Source organism: Vibrio sp. 1978, assembly GCF_033344345.1.
This window is the reverse complement of sequence record NZ_JAWPOP010000002.1, coordinates 332,030-349,886: the sequence shown is the minus strand read 5'-3', so window position 1 is coordinate 349,886 and position 17,857 is coordinate 332,030. Positions and strand designations below refer to the sequence as shown.

The following is a 17,857-nucleotide window of genomic DNA, read 5'->3' as shown; positions in this document are numbered from 1 at the left end:
CTAGTTATTTAACGTAAATGACAATAACAATGGGTTATGATCGGAAGCGTCGCTCTGCGGCGCTTTTGCGTACTTAAGCGTCAGACCTCGGTAAAACACATGGTCCAGTGGTAACCCTGTTATAAATTGGACTCGATGATCCGGCAAGAACGTCACCTCTTGTAAGTCCGCAGCCTTTAAGGCCTGCCTCATCGCATTAACGCGAGATTCACTCCAGCTATTGAAGTCTCCAGCAAATAGAATTGGCCCCACATGATGCTTTAAAAGCATTTCAAGCGCCGTTAACTGAGATACATACTCTTTTGTACCCACGGTGAAGTTAATTGCATGTACATTCACCACTGCGAGTTTCTCGCCATTACTCAAGTGATACTGGCTATATAATGCAGACTTAGGTAAGCGAAGCCACGGCTCTTTAGAGGTGTAAGCGCAGGCTTTTTCTGGTTGCCCTTGAGCAATACTAATTACACCGGCACCGCTACCCAGCGCCTTAAAAGCACTCACTTGATTACTAACCCAGCGACCATCCACCAACCACTGTTTAAATGATGGTGTCATGCTGGCTTCTTGCAATAACAGTAACTGCTTATCAGCAGAAAACTCATCGAGTGCACGTTGCCAATTAGCCCGGTTCTGTTTGTAGATATTCCAGACAAGCACATTGATTTTGCCGTCATGATCGAGAGCTTTTGAATCGCTAAATTCGATGCACCTGATATCTTGTGTCAGCTCGGTACCTGTTTGAGTAATAATTTGCGGCTGATCTGGTACGGTGAAAATAACCTGGAAGCCAACCAATACCGCCATTACGAGAAAAGCTAACGCCAGAAAAAAACGCTTAAACATACGACAAACCTGAATGTAGGCACCCGAAATCTAGAACAACCAATCTCGGGTTAAATGATTTCACTAATAAGCAAACAACAAAAAAGGAGCCACTTGGCTCCCTTTTAGCATAATAAATACGAAACAGGTGACAAGAAACCTTAGATCGCGTCTTCGTCTTCTTCACCAGTACGAATACGAACCACACGCTCAATATCAGTGACGAATATTTTACCATCACCAATCTTACCAGTTTGCGCGGTTTCAATGATTGTCTCTACGCATTTATCAGCCACATCTTCCGTTACAACGATTTCGAGCTTCACTTTAGGTAGAAAGTCCACCATATACTCTGCACCACGGTAAAGCTCTGTGTGACCTTTTTGGCGACCAAAACCTTTCACTTCAGAGACGGTCATCCCTGTAATGCCAACTTCAGCTAGCGCTTCTCGAACATCATCCAGTTTAAATGGCTTGATAATCGCTTCAATTTTTTTCATGTTCATCCCTTAAGCTTCAATCGATTGCGCTTATTATCGTTTAGCGTTTCGCAACATTCAATGTTTGTCTCTGATCCACCAGCGAAAATCCAGATTGAGCAAATTAACATAGCGAATATCGTGAGTTGATAAAACCCCAGTGAGAACTGCTCAATGCCCAATCGTCCAAGCTTTTTCAGACTCGCGTTTACTTCAAACTTGCGTAGTAAGCCGCTAGGTTAGCGATATCTTCATCAGACAACAATGAAGCTTGAGCTTGCATCACAGCAGCAAGCCCACCTGTTCGCTCTTTATTTTTATAAGCTTTAATTGAACTGATAATATATTGCTCATTTTGCCCTTTCAGATTTGGGTAACCCGGAATGACAGCAATACCATCAGCGCCATGACACGCCGCGCATACTCCCGACTTTGCTTGACCTGCTGTAGCATCTCCCGCAGCTAGAGCTTGCCCACTAAACATGGTTAACGCCACCATTGCACCCATGATTGTTTTCTTCATTGCTTCACCTAATCAATTATTATTTAAGGATTTTTATATTTTATAATCGACATTGTGGCATGAATTTTCATTACCTGCGCCAAATAAGTTCACAATCTTGACCATTAAACGCCTGATCAACGAACAGATCTGCCACAGCAACGACTCGATCTTGATACATCAAAATCGGAATTTGACGACGCAGCCAGCTTGGCACATTGTATTCTTGGAACAACTTCTTCAGTTTTCGACTGTGATTACGCGTGGTTGGATGCGCTGATAAGCCTTCCGGATTAAAGGTCACGCGAAGCAATTCTGGCTGACTCGGAAGCGCAATCGTTGCGTTGCTAGAACTCGTCGTTAAGGTCAGCTCCCCTAGCCGCTCTGGAAGCGATAAAACGGTATCGACTTGAATCGTACTTTGCCACTCAGTGACGTCAGCGATTTCCGTTACCCAATAGAGACGATTTCGAAAACGGCGCACTTCACCTTGTTTAAGTTGTAGTTTGGGGTTGGCATCTTGCTGAGCTAATGCCACTTCATTCCAGATGAGATTGAGTTGTACCTGAGTCGGCATACTAGTATTAAGATTAGCTAGCCACATACGAATCAAGCGCGCACGAGCTAACTCACTGTGCTTAGCCAGCTCTTCAATACTCAAACTTAGATCCGTTTGTAAAGCGCGTTCAAACACCGCGCTCAATAGTTCATCCAATAGCGCTTCTTGTTGAGCACATAAACTTGCACTGCGCTGAACCGCTTGATGGATACTCGGCCAACGACCAGACAACTCAGGAATAACACAATGACGAAGAAAGTTACGATCATAACGGGTATCTTGATTGCTTTCGTCTTCCACCCACTCCAAACCTAATTTAGTAGCCGCGTCTTCGATGGTTTTCCGCTTGATAGTAAGCAATGGTCGAACTAGGGACCCACTAGAAAACGGCATACTCTCCGCCATCGAAGATAACCCTTTTGGCCCGCTGCCTCGCTTAAGAGCAAGGAGAAAAGTCTCTAGTTGATCATCAGCATGTTGGCCGGTCAACAGTATATCGCCTTCTTGAACGTACTTAGTTAAGGCTTGATAGCGAGCTTCACGAGCAAGAAGTTCAATACTTTCACCATTGCTGATGTCTAAGCTCACTCGCTCAATCGAGCATGATATCCCCACTTGTTTTGCCCACAGTAGGCATTTATCAGCCCAATCATCGGCATTCGAGCTTAAACCATGGTGCACATACACAGCGTGACACTCTACAGAGTGCGCTTGTTGGTAGCGACTGAGTAATTCGAGTAAAAGACGTGAATCCACTCCTCCGCTAAACGCCAAGACAACCTTAGTGCCTAATTGATAGTAGCGGCCGAGAACTTGAGCAAAATGCGGGTAAAGCGATTCCATAAGCGATCCGATAGGTACAAAAAAAGGGCTGGACTCTCATCCAACCCTTTCTATTTTAACTGTTATCACTTGAGATATCAGCTAACGCTTAATAGCAATCACCGAAATTAACAGTAACCGTAGCTCATTAGACGCTGGTAACGACGCTCACGTAGCGTCTCTTCATCCAATTGTTCTAGATCTTCTAGCTGACGAAGTAGTGTCGCTTTCATATTCGCTGCCATTTGAACATGATCGCGATGAGCGCCGCCTAGTGGCTCTTCAATGATTTCGTCGATCAGTTCAAGCTCTTTAAGACGCGGAGCAGTTAGGCCCATTGCCTCTGCCGCTTGTGGCGCTTTGTCTGAATCACGCCATAAGATTGAAGCACAACCCTCAGGAGAAATTACTGAGTACGTAGAGTACTGAAGCATGTTCACGTAGTCGCCTACACCGATTGCTAATGCACCACCAGAACCGCCTTCACCGACAACGTTACAGATTACTGGTACTTTAAGACCAGACATCACTTTTAGGTTTTTCGCGATAGCTTCAGATTGACCACGTTCTTCTGCGCCCACACCTGGGTATGCGCCAGCCGTGTCAATAAATGTGATGATCGGCATGTTGAAACGCTCTGCCATTTCCATCAAGCGTAGAGCCTTACGGTAGCCTTCTGGTTTCGGCATACCAAAGTTACGTTTCACCTTTTCTTTGGTCTCACGACCTTTTTGGTGACCAATGATCATCACAGGGCGGCCTTCAAGGCGAGCCATGCCACCCACAATCGCTTTGTCGTCTGCAAACGCGCGGTCACCCGCTAATTCATCAAACTCCTCAAAAGCGTGTTGGATGTAATCCAGCGTGTAAGGACGTAGTGGGTGACGAGCCAGTTGAGCTGTTTCCCATGCACCTAGGTCACTGAAGGTTTTTTTCTTCAGCTCTAAGCTTTTCTTCTCAAGCTGTTCGATTTCTTTATCCAGGTCAATCGCAGAATCACCACCGTGACGAGAGACATCACGTAATGCTTCAATTTTCGCTTCTAGTTCTGCAATTGGCTTTTCAAATTCAAGAAAGTTTAGGCTCATCTATGAATCCTTGTTTACTCAGCGTCTAACATATTGCGCTGAATTTTTAGTTAAATTCGAGTTCTACCTGGCTTTTGCCAAGCAACTGTTTTAAATCGTCGAGTAATGTATCACTTGGCGTAACTCGCCACTCGGTGCCCAATGTTAACCGCGCTCTGGCGTCGGCACGCTGGTAGTATACATTGACGGGTACGGTTCCGGCTTTGTGCGGTTCTAAAATACGGCTGAACTGCTCAAAAAACTGATCGTTGATCTGATTTGCATCTATCGATACCGACAAACCACGAGCGTATTTCTCGCGCGCACTGCCGAGATCCATAACTTCACGCGCCGACATTTTAAGGCCACCGTTGAAGTCATCAAAGCTGACCTGTCCAGAAACGACCAAAATTCTGTCTTTTTCGAGAAGTTCAGCGTATCGATCCAGTGCATCTGAGAACAACATCACTTCCATGCGACCACTTCGGTCATCCAGTGTCATAATGCCAATTCGTGTACCACGCTTAGTCGTCATTACACGAGCGGCAATAACCAGACCTGCCACCGTGACAGATTGGTCGCGGCGAGTGGGCGTTGCGTCTTTTAGTCGACAACTGGTGTATTTGTTTAGTTCCTTTACGTAGGCGTTAATTGGGTGCCCTGTCAAATATAGACCTAGGGTATCACGCTCGCCCTCTAACCACACTTTTTCTGGCCAAGGCGGAACCTGCGTATACTTATGCTCTACTTCTTCAGGTGCATCCGTTAGCACACCAAACATATCCGTTTGACCAAACGCTTCAGCTTGGTGATGTTGACTTGCTGCTTTTACCGCATCATTGAGTGACGCCATCATCGCCGCGCGGTGTGGGCCTAGTCGATCCAACGCGCCCGCGTAAATCAGCTTCTCTATCACTCGTTTATTGACGCGTTTTAGATCAACTCGAGCACAGAAATCAAATAGGTCTTTAAAGTGACCACCTTTATTTCTCGCCTCAAGAATCGCATCGATAGGACCCTCACCTACCCCTTTTATCGCACCAATACCGTAAACAATTGCGCCATTTTCATCAACATTAAAGCGATATAAGCCAGAGTTGATGTCTGGTGGCAGCACGGTGAGCTTCATACGGAAACACTCATCGACCAAGCCAACGACTTTTTCCGTGTTATCCATATCGGCTGTCATTACCGCAGCCATAAATTCGGCAGGGTAATGTGTTTTCAGCCAAAGAGTCTGATAAGAAACCAATGCATAAGCAGCAGAGTGCGATTTGTTAAAACCATAACCGGCGAACTTCTCTACCAAGTCGAAGATTTTCATCGCCAACTCGCCATCGATACCGTTCTTTATCGCACCTTCTTCAAAGATAGCACGTTGTTTTGCCATCTCTTCTGGCTTTTTCTTACCCATTGCACGACGAAGCATGTCCGCACCACCTAGCGTGTAACCTGCTAAGATCTGCGCAATCTGCATTACCTGCTCTTGGTACAGGATGATGCCGTAGGTTGGATCTAGCGTCTCTTTTAGCGACTCGTGTTGCCACTTTTCATCTGGATAAGAGATCGCTTCTCGACCATGTTTACGGTCGATAAAGTTATCTACCATGCCCGATTGCAAAGGACCCGGACGGAAGAGTGCTACCAATGCGATGATGTCTTCGAAACAGTCTGGCTGAAGTCGTTTGATCAGCTCTTTCATGCCTCGAGATTCAAGCTGGAATACTGCTGTCGTTTCAGAGTTTTGCAACAAACGGAAAGAGGCGGGGTCTTCTAACGGTATGGATTCAATTTGAACCGGTTCTTTACCTTCTCGCTCTAGGCGTGGGTTAATCAGCCCTAACGCCCAGTCAATAATGGTTAAGGTACGTAAACCTAAGAAGTCAAACTTAACTAGGCCAGCGGTCTCAACATCGTTTTTATCAAATTGAGTAACCGGAAAGTGACCTTCAGCGTCTGCATAAATTGGCGCAAAATCGGTAATTGTTGTAGGTGAAATTACAACACCACCAGCGTGTTTACCGGCGTTTCGCGTACAGCCTTCCAAAATATGACACATGTCGATGAGTTCTTTAACTTCCTCATCGGCCTCATACAATTCAGGTAGTGCAGGTTCAGCTTTAAACGCTTTATCTAGCGTCATACCTGGATCGGGCGGGATCAGCTTTGAAATACGATCAACAAAACCAAATGGGTGGCCCAATACGCGGCCAACGTCACGGATTACCGCTTTTGCCGCCATGGTACCAAACGTGATGATCTGAGACACCGCGTCACGACCGTACATTTCCGCAACGTGGTCAATAACCTGGTCACGTTTATCCATACAGAAATCGACGTCGAAATCGGGCATCGAAACACGTTCTGGGTTCAAGAAACGTTCGAACAGCAAGTCGTATTCTAGTGGATCCAGATCGGTGATTTTTAGTGCGTAAGCCACCAAAGAACCAGCACCGGAACCACGTCCAGGACCGACAGGAATTCCATTATCTTTTGACCACTGGATGAACTCCATTACGATCAAGAAGTAACCAGGAAATCCCATTTGGTTGATAACATCTAGCTCTATCTGAAGACGTTCATCATATTCAGGGCGGCGACGTTTTCTCTCTTCCTCATCTGGAAATAGGAACTCTAAACGCTCTTCCAACCCCTCTCGGGATTTCATGACTAGGAACTCAGTCTCTTTCATCCCTTCGGTTGGGAAAGCTGGTAGGAAGTACTCACCTAAGCGCACAGTCACGTTACAACGCTTCGCTATCTCGACACTGTTTTCTAACGCTTCAGGAATATCAGCAAACAGCTCACACATTTCTTCTTCTGTACGAAGATATTGCTGCGGACTGTAGTTTTTTGGCCTACGCGGATCTTCTAATGTGTAACCATCGTGAATCGCTACGCGTATTTCATGAGCATCAAATAGGTCTGGACTCAGGAATACAACTTCATTGGTCGCCACTACTGGCAAGTCTTGCTGCTCTGCCAATTCAACCGCAAAGTGAAGATAAGTTTCTTCATCTGGACGACCGGTACGAAGTAGCTCAAGATAAAAGCGATCTGGAAAATGCTGTTTATAAAAATCAACACACCCCTGCACTATTTGACGGTTGCCTTTCAAAAGGCCGCGACCAATTTCCCCGCTTTTACCGCCGGATAATACAATCAAGCCTTCAGACATTTCAGCCAACCAGGCTTTATCAATCACAGGGTGGTGTTGAACATGTCCACGTAAGTACGCTTTTGATATCAATAACGTCAGGTTCTTATAACCTACATTATCCGCCGCAAGCAAAGTCACTTGTGTCAGCTCTTCACCAAACTCGTCCGACTGCATTTTAAAGTCAGCACCAATGATCGGTTTAACACCACTGCCATGCGCCGTACCGTAAAACTTCACCAAACCACATAGGTTGGTAAAGTCGGTCAACGCCATTGCGGGCATACCGAGCTCAGCAACTTTCTTTACGATTGGCGGAACTTTGTTGAGGCCATCCACCATCGAGAAGTCACTATGAACACGCAGGTGGATGAATTTGGGATCTGACATTAACAGGTACCGTGTAACTCTATTTTGTTGGGGATTCTAACCTAAAGAGGTTGGGTTTATAACACCAATTAGATCGTTTGATTATTCTATGCCTAACGCTTTTTTTACTGGCTTGAAACTCTTGCGGTGTTCACTGATCACTCCGTGTTGCTCAATCGCTTCAAAGTGCGCTTTAGTTGGGTAACCTTTGTGCTTCGCGAAGCCAAATTGTGGATGAAGTTTATCCAACTCTTCCATCTCTTGGTCACGCACGACTTTGGCAATAATTGACGCCGCACTGATTTCGGCAACACGTAGATCGCCTTTTACTACAGCTTGAGCATCCATTGGCAGCTCCGGACAACGGTTACCATCAATCAACACCAAATCAGGTTGAACCTGTAACCCCGCCACTGCACGCTGCATCGCAACCATAGTCGCCTGCAAAATATTCAGTTGATCGATTTCTTCAGGAGAACAACGCCCGACCGCCCACGCCAATGCTTTTTCTTTGATTTCAGGAAGCAACGCCATGCGTTTCTTTTCGGTCAATTTTTTCGAATCGTTCAACCCTTCAATAGGATTGTGAGGATCAAGGATAACCGCAGCGGTGACGACGTCTCCCACCAAAGGGCCACGTCCTACCTCGTCGACTCCGGCCACAAGCTGGTAACCTTGCGGATATTCAAACGGAGGGAGTTCAACTTTGGTTTTGGTCGCTTTTGGTTTAACAGCCATGATAAATCTCTATTTTTCAATCAGTTTTAGAACCGCGTTTGCGGCTTGTTGATCCGCATCTTTACGGATCCAATGATGCATTTCCGTAAACTTATCTAACATCGGTTTATTGTCGCTTTCCAATAAGCGAGAAACCTCAGTAAACAAATTGTCTGGTGTGCACTCATCTTGTAGATATTCTTTGACGAGCTCATCATCCGCCAAGATATTCGGCAATGACACATACTTCGTTTTCAATAGACGTTTAGCTAAGAAAGCAGTAAATGCATTCACACGATAACCCACCACCATTGGACGCTTGAGAAGCATACACTCCAACGCTACGGTACCGGAGGCCAACATCACGGCATCGGATGCGGTGATGACGTTGCGTGCGGTGTCATCAACTAACTTGAAGTCCAACTCTGGCGCTAGCTCTTTCCATGCTTGTTCAAACTGCTCACGGCGTTTTTGATTAACAAGCGCGACAACAAACCCCAGTTCTGGAAATTTTTTATGGAGTAACTTGCAGGTTTCAATAAATGGCTCTGAGAGCATTTTTAACTCGCTACCACGACTGCCTGGCAGGACAGCAAGCCACTTTTTATCTTGTTCTAAACCAAGCAACTCACGTGCAGGCGCTTGTTCTGATTCTAGTGGGATGGCATCAGCCAAGGTATGACCAATGAACTCGCAAGGTACATTAAATTTGTCGTAGAACGCTTTCTCAAACGGAAGAAATGCTAGCACCAAGTTCGTTGCCGCTTCTATTTTAAAGATGCGCTTCTGACGCCAAGCCCAAACAGACGGACTCACGTAATGAACGGTTTTAATGCCCGCTTGCTTGAGGTCAAGCTCCAGGCGTAAGTTGAAGTCAGGAGCATCGATCCCGATGAAAACATCAGGCGGATTCTGAGTAAAATACTGAACGAGCTCAGCTTTCACTTTAAGAAGTCTCGGTAAGCGGCCTAAAACCTCGACTAATCCCATCACCGCAAGCTCTTCCATATCAAACAGAGACTCGCAACCTTGGGCTATCATTTTCGGACCACCAATGCCTACGAACTCTGCGTCTGGATATTGTTGCTTTACTGCTTTGATAAAGCCTTCACCTAGCGTATCGCCAGACAATTCTCCGGCAATGATGCCAATACGTAATGGTCTTTCCATATCTACTTCGCTATTTTTCCTGTGCGCTATGGATAACGGTTTGCCTTATCCATAAAACACAAAAAGATCGTAACCTCAAATTTGGTCACGATCTTTTTATTTATTGGTTCATTCGCCAATTAACGAATAATGCCACGTTCCGTCGTTTCCAGAATATCTGAGAAACGCTTCACAGCCGGCCACTCTTGAGCCATTTCAGCCAGAATAGGCTTCACTTCTTCTAGCGTCTTACCTGAACGGTAGATTTCTTTATACGCTTTTTGTAGCGCACGAATCTCTGGTTTCTCAAAGCCATTACGCTTCAAGCCAACAAGGTTCAAGCCGAATGGAGTAGCGTGGTTACCTTGCGCGAGTACATAAGCTGGGACATCTTGCACCACAGCTGAACAGCCGCCAATGTATGCGTAAGCGCCCACTGTACAAAACGGATGAATCGCAGACAGTGCCATCACACCGGCATAGTCATCAACAGTAACGTGACCACCAAGAATCGAGTTATTACCGATATGAGTGTGGTTACCAATAACAACATCATGCGCAACGTGTGCATTAACACACAATAAGTTGTCATCACCAATGATCGTGGTTGCTTTGTCTTGCACTGTGCCGCGGTGAACTTGGACCGCTTCACGAATGACGTTACGGTCACCGATAACCACAGTTGTGTCTTCACCACCGTATTTTTTGTCTTGGTTTTCTTCACCAATGACAGCATGTGGGAAAATACGGTTATCTTTGCCAATAGTTGTGTGACCTTTGATCACAACGTGAGACATCACTTCTGTGCCTTCACCAATTTCAACCGTAGAGGTGATGTACGTAAAAGGACCTACTGTTACGTTAGCACCAATTTTGGCGCCCTCTTCTACCACCGCTGCCGGGTGGATTTTAGCGGTTTCATGAATCATATTAAAACTCTCGACGAGCACACTTCAGTTCTGCAGAACATACCACTTCGCCGTCAACTTTTGCTACACCGCTAAATGCAGCAATGCCGCGACGTTCTTTCAGAAATTCTACCTCAATAACCAATTGGTCGCCCGGAACCACTGGTTTACGGAATTTCGCGCCGTCTACGCTTGCAAAGTAGTACAGTTCATTTTCTGTTGGTGCACCAAATGATTTAAATGCAAGTAAGCCTGTTGCCTGAGCCATTGCTTCTAAAATCAAAACACCTGGGAATACTGGTAGTTGAGGAAAGTGACCTGTGAACTGAGGTTCGTTAACCGACACGTTTTTAATCGCGTGAAGGTACTTCTCTTCTTGGAAGTCTATCACTCGGTCGATCAATAAGAATGGGTAGCGATGAGGTAGTAGCTCTTGAATTTCAGAGATGTTCATCGTTTTCTTTTCAGTAGTCAAAGTCGTCTTCCTATATCAATTTTTTGCCGCCAAGATGGCAAACGTGGCAACAGGTCGTAAAGCCGAATCGCTTTGCAATATACTAGCAAAATACGCACCATCTTGGAGTTAAATCTACTTAGAGCGCGTCATTATAGAAGAAAAAGACCCGCATTTCGCGAGTCTTCTTACAGAATATGGAACTAGAACTTGTTAGCCTTCGTGTTAAATACAGAGCGAAAGATAACTTGTTCTAAATTTCTTCTTTCTGTTCCAGCTGTTTTTCAACCGCTTTTAGGCGCTTATTCATCTCATCAATACGGTGAACTCGAGTTGCGGTCTTACGCCACTCTCTGTTCGTTTGTAGTGGGATACCTGATGAGTAAAGGCCTTTTTCTTCGATACTGCGCATTACCATGCCCATACCTGTAATCGCCACACCATCTGCGATAGTGATATGGCCATTCAGAACAGACGCGCCGCCAATCTGGCAGTACTTACCAATTTTTGTACTGCCCGCGACAATAGTACCACCAGGCATCACGGTACCATATCCGATCTGCACGTTGTGCGCGATTTGAAGTTGGTTATCCAGAATGACATTGTCTTCAATGATAGTATCTTCGAGTGCACCGCGGTCAATCGTAGTACAAGCACCAATCTCAACGCGGTTACCGATACGCACTGAACCAAGCTGAGGAATTTTAATCCACTCGCCTTTGTCATTCGCGTAACCGAAGCCATCAGAGCCAATGACGGTACCCGATTGAACGAGACAGTCATCACCCAATGACACTTCATGGTAGATAGTGACATTAGCCCAAAGCTTGGTGTTATTCCCTAGCTTGGCGTTCTTACCGATAAAACAACCAGCACCAACACTTACGTTGTCGCCGAGTTCCACGCCCGTTTCAATCACAGCGTTAGCGCCGATTGTAACGTTCTCACCCATCTTAACGTCAGCGGCAATCACAGCACTTGGTGCAATATCGTCTGCCGGTTTTGGTGTGGTATCCATCGCTTGGACCACACGAGCAAATGCGACATAAGGGTCTGAAACCACTAGCGCATTTCCAACGCATTGATCTTTATGCTCAGCCTTTACCATAACAACGGTAGCTTGGCACTCAGAAAGGTGTTTTGCGTATTTTGGGTTAGACAAGAAGGTTACGTCACCTTCTTGTGCTTTATCCATTGGAGCAACACGGCTTACAACGAGAGACTCGTCACCAAACAGCTCACCCCCGGTAATTGTCGCCAATTCGGCTAATGTTAATGTCTTCATAACTTCTTATTTTAGAGCTTTAATTACGTCTTCAGAGATATTGTATTCTGGCTTGCCGTACTGCAAAGCAGAGATATCAATCACAAGATCGTAACCATTTTTGTCTGCGACTTTCTTAACTGCATCTTGAATCGTTTTGAAAAGCTTCGCTTTTTCTTCAGCTTCACGACGCGCACTTGCTTTTTCAAGTGCTTGTGCTTTCACTTTGTACTCGCTGTCGAGCTTCGCGATATCGATACGTAGCTTTTCAACTTCGTCTTGACCCAAAAGCTCGCCGTCACGTTGTAGCTTCTCAATCTTTGTTTTAGCTTGTGCTTGGATTGACTTCAGTTCATCAGCTTTGCTTTTGAAGTCTTTCTGCATTTTTTGTAGTACAACTTCACGTTGAGGAAGAGCTTGAAAAACTTGAGCTGTATTTACGTAAGCAATTTTCTGTGCAGCTTCTGCCGCATTTGCAAACATTGAAGAGCTCAGTGCAAGAAGGCCAATCCCAGCCGCTTTGATCATTTTATTCAAAATATTTTCCTCTTTAGAAAGTTCTACCGATAGTGAATGTGAAGAACTCTTCATCATCGCCATCAAATTTCTTAATTGGTTTCGCTAGTGAGAATACTAGTGGCCCCATTGGAGACATCCACTGCAACGCCGCACCGTAAGAAGAGCGGTAGTTGGTTGGATCTGAGTAATCGTAGTAGTAACGGTCACCATATTCCGCACCTGAATCGCGGTAGTCAAACTCCGTATCCCAAACACTTGCCATATCAAAGAAGATACTGGTACGAATTTGGTTTTGTACTTCTTCTGATGCAAATGGTGTTGGGACAATCAACTCAACACTTGCTAGCGCTACGGCGTTACCACCAACAGAGTCATCTGTTGCTGTATCTGCGCCATTGTTTGAACCAGATGTATCACGGTAAACCGCTTTAGGACCAACAGAGTTTGAGCCAAAGCCACGAAGCGATGTAAAGCCACCTGCGTAGTAGTTTTCGTAGAATGGGAACAAGTTATCGTTACCATCCGTTTGACCGTAACCATTACCGTAACCTAAGCGGCCACGGAACAAGAGGGTAAACTCGTGCTTTTTAGTCAATGGCACATACTGACGAACATCGTACTGCATTTTGAAATATTGAACGTCAGAGCCAGGTACGGTCATTTTATAGAATGCACGTTGATGGTTACCTGCTGTTGGGAAATAGCCACGGTTTAAGTTATTACGTGTCCAAGAGATATTGAAGTCGAAGTCGTTTGTGTTCAACGCTCCACTAGAATCAATGTTGTCTGCTTGTGCTCGTAAGAACTGCTCTACCTGCAAGTAAGGCGATAAGTTACCGATCTTGTTGTGCGTATAACCGACACCGAATTCAAAACGGTTCAACTCATCGAATGGGAAGCCCCACGTTAAGCTCGCGCCATAGCTTTCGTTGGTATAGTCAACGATATTGGCTTCTTTAGCTTCAAATTCGTTATAGAAAACCTTACCACCTAAGCTTACACCGTCTAAGTTCCAGTACGGATCACGGTAATCTAGACTGATGTTTTTCTGGTAGTCATTCATCATCGCGTTGATACCAACACGGTTACCGCTACCAATAAAGTTATCTTGTTGCAGGCCAACCTGGAAGCTCACACCCGATTCTGTACCGTAGCCAACACCGAAGTTAACACTACCAGAGTTTGCTTCTTTGACAGAGTAAACTAGGTCAACTTGATCATCACTACCAGGAACTCGAACCGTCTGTACTTCAACATTTTCAAAGTAGCCCAAACGATTTAGACGAGTTTTACCCGTTTCAATCGATTTCGAGTTCAACCAACTGCCTTCCATCTGACGCATTTCACGACGAAGGACTTCATCTTTGGTTGAGTTATTACCCGTGAAGCGAATATCACGAACATAAATTCGGTTACCCGGGTCTACGTTAACGACCAAAGAAACTTCTTGATTCTCGTCGTCAAACTCTGGAATGGTATTCACTTGAGGATAAGCATAACCGGACTCACCAAGCACACGCTTAATCCCTTCTTCCATTGAAGTCACCAACGAGCCGTTGTATGTCTCATTGTCTTCAAATGGCACAAGTCTTTCGAACGTCGCTTCCTCACCAATCAAATCACCACGGAACTTCACGTCCTTAACGGTGTAAACCTCGCCCTCTTCTAGACCAAGAGTAATGTATACCCCTTTCTTGTCAGGAGAGATTGCAACTTGTGTCGAATCAACGTTAAATTTTAAGTAACCACGATCCAGGTAGAATGATTTGAGTGCTTCAATATCACCTGCAAGAACTTGCTTTTGATACTTTTCATCAGAAAGGAAATTCCACCACGGCACATCAACATTTAAGTTAAAGCGCGAAAGCAGTTCTTCATCACTGAACACTTCATTACCGATAAAGTTGATTTGCTGAATTTTTGCCGACACACCTTCAGTAAAGACAAACTTAAGATCAGAACGATTACGTGGTAGTGGAGTCACCACCGCTTTTACTGTTGCGTTGTATTTACCTACGCTGTAGTAAAAGTCTTCTAAGCCTTTTTCAATGTTGCTTAGCGTGGTGCGGTCAAGCGCTTCACCTTCACGAACGCCAGACGCGTTCAGGTTTTCTTGTAGCTGCTCGTCCTTGATTGCTTTGTTACCTGAAAAAGAGATGCTTGCAATGGTAGGACGTTCTTTGACTTGAACCATCAGAACACCACCGTCACGCAACACTTTCACATCTTCAAAGTTACCAGATGCATACAGGGCGCGGATAATTTCTGCAACATCGCCTTGGCCAATGGTATCACCGACACGTACAGGCATTTTCAACAATGCAGCACCCAGTGCTACACGCTGCAATCCATCGATTTCAATATCTTGAACTACGAAGTTCTCTGCTCCATTTGCAGATACACTGGTCGCCAGTAAACTTGCAAATAGAATTCGCTTAATCGCCATACTTGTTCTAATTATTCCTTGCTACTGCTTTTGTCTCTGAACTATCACAGACGAGTAAAATCATTAAATAGCGCTAACGCCATGAGCGAGAAGATGATCGCACCACCAATTCTAAAGCCCATTTCCTGCACTTTCTCAGGAACAGGACGTCGAATGACTGCTTCAATTGCAAAAAACAACAAATGACCGCCATCCAACATTGGTAAAGGAACGAGATTAATAATACCTAGGTTAACACTAATTAGAGCGAGAAAACCTAAAAAGTAGACCAAACCATAATCTGCTGTCGCGCCTGCGCCTTTGGCTATTGATATTGGTCCACTCAGATTATTCAGACCAACGTCTCCAACAATAAGCTTCTTAAGCATGCTGATTGTCAAACCAATGACTTGGCCAGTTTTGTCTACTGCTTTACCTATTGACTCGAATACACCAAACTGAAGATCGAAGCGATAACTTTCTGGCCATTCTGCGACTTTAGGTGCAATACCTGCAAAACCAACGACTTCTTTGTTAGCTAGCTCACGGCTACCGGGCGTCAGCGTCAATGTTTGCTCATAACCCTGACGTAACACCGTCAATTCAAGCGGTGTATCAGGATTAGAACGAACCGCTTCAACCACTTGCTTCCATTCGGTTACGCGTTGTTGACCAATTGCGACAACCTCATCACCTGGAAGCACACCAGCTTTTTCCGCCGCTCCACCTTGCGAGACCTGCTCAATAACTCGATACACCTCCGGTGTATACGGAGTAAAACCTAACGACTGCATCGCTGACTGAGTTTCTGGGTCGAACTTCCACTCACGTAAATCGAGCGTTTTCGTTACTTCTGAACCAACTTCATTCGCTGACGTTAGTGTTACCGTCATCAAATCATCGCCAATATGAGAAATCAATCCCATATTTACTGATTCCCAATCCGGAGTTTTGATACCAGATATCGATTTAAGTTCCATTCCAGATTCAATTCCAGCTTCCGCAACAATCGAATTGGGCGTAACTTCACCAATTACAGGCTTAACAGCCGGGATACCAATTAGAAATACCAGCCAATAGGCAAAAATTGCGAAAAGAAAATTAAAGATGGGGCCAGCCGCAACAATAGAGGTTCGCTTCCATAACGGCTTCTTATCAAACGCTAGGTGCTTCTCATGTTCTGGCACCTCATCGACACGGCTATCAACCATTTTCACATAGCCGCCGAGAGGGATAATTGAGATGCTGTACTCCGTTCCGTCTTTGCCTACTTTACTCCAAATAGACTTGCCGAAACCGATTGAAAACTTTTCAACTTTAACGCCGCAACGGCGAGCAACCCAAAAATGCCCAAATTCGTGCACGGCAACAAGAATGCCCAGTGCGACGATAAAAGAAATGAGATTCCACAATATACCAGTCATCAGCTACGCTCGCGTATGGTTTCTAGGGCAATAGTTCGTGCCATTCTATCTAGCTCGAGCAAGCTTTCCAAGCTATTCGCATTCTCAGCTTTGCAGCTTGCGTTGATTTTATTCAACACAGACTCATTGATGCGAGCAATATCGGTAAAACCTAGTCTGTTATTTAAAAATGCATCAACAGCGACTTCATTAGCTGCATTCAATGCTGTTGTTGCGTGTTGACCTTCATAACAGGCATCAATTGCGAGTTTTAAACATGGGTAACGAGCAAAATCAGGCTGCAAAAACGTCAGCTCACCAACTTTCGTGAAGTCTAGCGGCTTAACCCCAGCTTCCACTCTTGACGGGTATGACATGGTGAGCGCAATTGGCGTCGCCATATCCGCTTCTCCCATTTGTGCCAAGACCGAACCATCACGATACTGAACCATAGAATGAATTACCGATTGAGGATGAATAACCACCTTCAGTTGTTCGCGAGCAGCATTAAATAGCCACTTAGCTTCGATATACTCAAGGCCTTTGTTCATCATCGTGGCAGAATCAACAGAAATTTTTGGCCCCATCGACCAGTTTGGATGAGCAATCGCCTGCGCGGGTGTCACCTGCTCCAGTTCTGCGATGTCAGTGTAACGGAAAGGACCACCAGATCCAGTCAACAAAATATGAGAAATGCCATGTTCTTGTAAATTGCAACGACCTAGATTGGTTTGTACTTGCTGTGGTAAACATTGGAAAATGGCGTTGTGTTCACTGTCGACGGGAAGTAGCTCTGCGCCAAATTCTTCAACGGCATCAATAAATAGCTGGCCTGACATTACAAGTGCTTCTTTATTTGCCAACAAGACTCGCTTACCTGCTTTCACGGCAGCCATGGTAGGCAATAAGCCGGCTGCTCCTACAATAGCAGCCATTACACTGTCGACCTCGTCCAGCGAAGCAATATGGCATAGCGCATCAACACCACCTAGCACTTCGGTACCTGGCGAAACCGAGTGTAGCTCAGCTTGAAGTTGAGACGCCGCAGCTTTATCTGCCATGACCGCATATTTAGGTTGCCACTGACGACATAGACCGATCATCTTTTCAACGTTAGTGCTTGCCGCTAAGGCAACGACAGAAAACAGATCTGGGTTTTGTTCGACCACTTTAAGCGTGCTTGCACCAATTGATCCAGTAGCACCAAGAATCGTTAACTTTTGCATGTTGTAAGACCG

At 45.3% G+C, this 17,857-nt stretch carries 15 protein-coding genes; all 15 read right to left on the bottom strand.

The genetic code is table 11. The features are described 5' to 3' along the window. The 15 genes from R8N49_RS03540 to ispC all read right to left on the bottom strand — a co-directional run bounded on the left by R8N49_RS03540 (position 1) and on the right by ispC (position 17,845). Positions 1-846 carry an endonuclease/exonuclease/phosphatase family protein gene (locus R8N49_RS03540; RefSeq protein ID WP_025768251.1) on the bottom strand — a complete coding sequence of 282 codons (846 nt, stop codon included), beginning with the start codon at positions 844-846 and terminating at the stop codon, positions 1-3. A gap of 140 nt (positions 847-986) precedes the next feature. Further along, positions 987-1,325 (bottom strand): nitrogen regulatory protein P-II, encoded by a 339-nt coding sequence (gene glnB, locus R8N49_RS03535; RefSeq protein WP_005380372.1) that lies wholly within the window; start codon positions 1,323-1,325, stop codon positions 987-989. Positions 1,326-1,512: 187 nt separating this feature from the next. Further along, on the bottom strand, positions 1,513-1,827 hold the full coding sequence (locus R8N49_RS03530) for a c-type cytochrome (protein ID WP_005391816.1): 315 nt from the start codon (positions 1,825-1,827) through the stop codon (positions 1,513-1,515). A gap of 70 nt (positions 1,828-1,897) precedes the next feature. Beyond that, a complete protein-coding gene (gene tilS, locus R8N49_RS03525) occupies positions 1,898-3,208 on the bottom strand; it encodes a tRNA lysidine(34) synthetase TilS (protein WP_258489260.1) in 1,311 nt (436 codons plus the stop codon). A 107-nt stretch (positions 3,209-3,315) separates the two neighbouring features. Further along, on the bottom strand, positions 3,316-4,275 hold the full coding sequence (accA, locus tag R8N49_RS03520) for an acetyl-CoA carboxylase carboxyl transferase subunit alpha (RefSeq protein WP_005380365.1): 960 nt from the start codon (positions 4,273-4,275) through the stop codon (positions 3,316-3,318). Between the two features lie 46 nt (positions 4,276-4,321). Next, a complete protein-coding gene (gene dnaE, locus R8N49_RS03515) occupies positions 4,322-7,801 on the bottom strand; it encodes a DNA polymerase III subunit alpha (protein ID WP_005385364.1) in 3,480 nt (1,159 codons plus the stop codon). A gap of 81 nt (positions 7,802-7,882) precedes the next feature. Then, positions 7,883-8,518, bottom strand: a complete 636-nt coding sequence (gene rnhB / locus R8N49_RS03510; RefSeq protein ID WP_085570097.1) for a ribonuclease HII — start codon at positions 8,516-8,518, stop codon at positions 7,883-7,885. A 9-nt stretch (positions 8,519-8,527) separates the two neighbouring features. Continuing rightward, a complete protein-coding gene (lpxB, locus tag R8N49_RS03505; protein ID WP_017636041.1) occupies positions 8,528-9,667 on the bottom strand; it encodes a lipid-A-disaccharide synthase in 1,140 nt (379 codons plus the stop codon). A gap of 119 nt (positions 9,668-9,786) precedes the next feature. Further along, positions 9,787-10,575: an acyl-ACP--UDP-N-acetylglucosamine O-acyltransferase gene (lpxA, locus tag R8N49_RS03500; protein WP_005380357.1), complete on the bottom strand. Its 789-nt coding sequence runs from the start codon at positions 10,573-10,575 to the stop codon at positions 9,787-9,789. A gap of 1 nt (position 10,576) precedes the next feature. Further along, positions 10,577-11,029, bottom strand: a complete 453-nt coding sequence (gene fabZ / locus R8N49_RS03495) for a 3-hydroxyacyl-ACP dehydratase FabZ (RefSeq protein ID WP_005380349.1) — start codon at positions 11,027-11,029, stop codon at positions 10,577-10,579. Between the two features lie 232 nt (positions 11,030-11,261). Next, a complete protein-coding gene (lpxD, locus tag R8N49_RS03490; RefSeq protein ID WP_005380347.1) occupies positions 11,262-12,293 on the bottom strand; it encodes a UDP-3-O-(3-hydroxymyristoyl)glucosamine N-acyltransferase in 1,032 nt (343 codons plus the stop codon). Between the two features lie 6 nt (positions 12,294-12,299). After that, on the bottom strand, positions 12,300-12,809 hold the full coding sequence (locus R8N49_RS03485) for an OmpH family outer membrane protein (RefSeq protein WP_165935368.1): 510 nt from the start codon (positions 12,807-12,809) through the stop codon (positions 12,300-12,302). A 13-nt stretch (positions 12,810-12,822) separates the two neighbouring features. Continuing rightward, the gene (gene bamA, locus R8N49_RS03480) at positions 12,823-15,237 is read right to left on the bottom strand and encodes an outer membrane protein assembly factor BamA (protein ID WP_005391802.1); all 2,415 of its coding nucleotides are present in this window, start codon (positions 15,235-15,237) and stop codon (positions 12,823-12,825) included. A gap of 44 nt (positions 15,238-15,281) precedes the next feature. Beyond that, positions 15,282-16,640 carry a sigma E protease regulator RseP gene (rseP, locus tag R8N49_RS03475; RefSeq protein ID WP_318189862.1) on the bottom strand — a complete coding sequence of 453 codons (1,359 nt, stop codon included), beginning with the start codon at positions 16,638-16,640 and terminating at the stop codon, positions 15,282-15,284. Further along, positions 16,640-17,845 carry a 1-deoxy-D-xylulose-5-phosphate reductoisomerase gene (ispC, locus tag R8N49_RS03470; RefSeq protein ID WP_005385353.1) on the bottom strand — a complete coding sequence of 402 codons (1,206 nt, stop codon included), beginning with the start codon at positions 17,843-17,845 and terminating at the stop codon, positions 16,640-16,642. Before ispC ends, rseP begins: the two co-directional genes overlap by 1 nt. Positions 17,846-17,857: the final 12 nt, after the last annotated feature.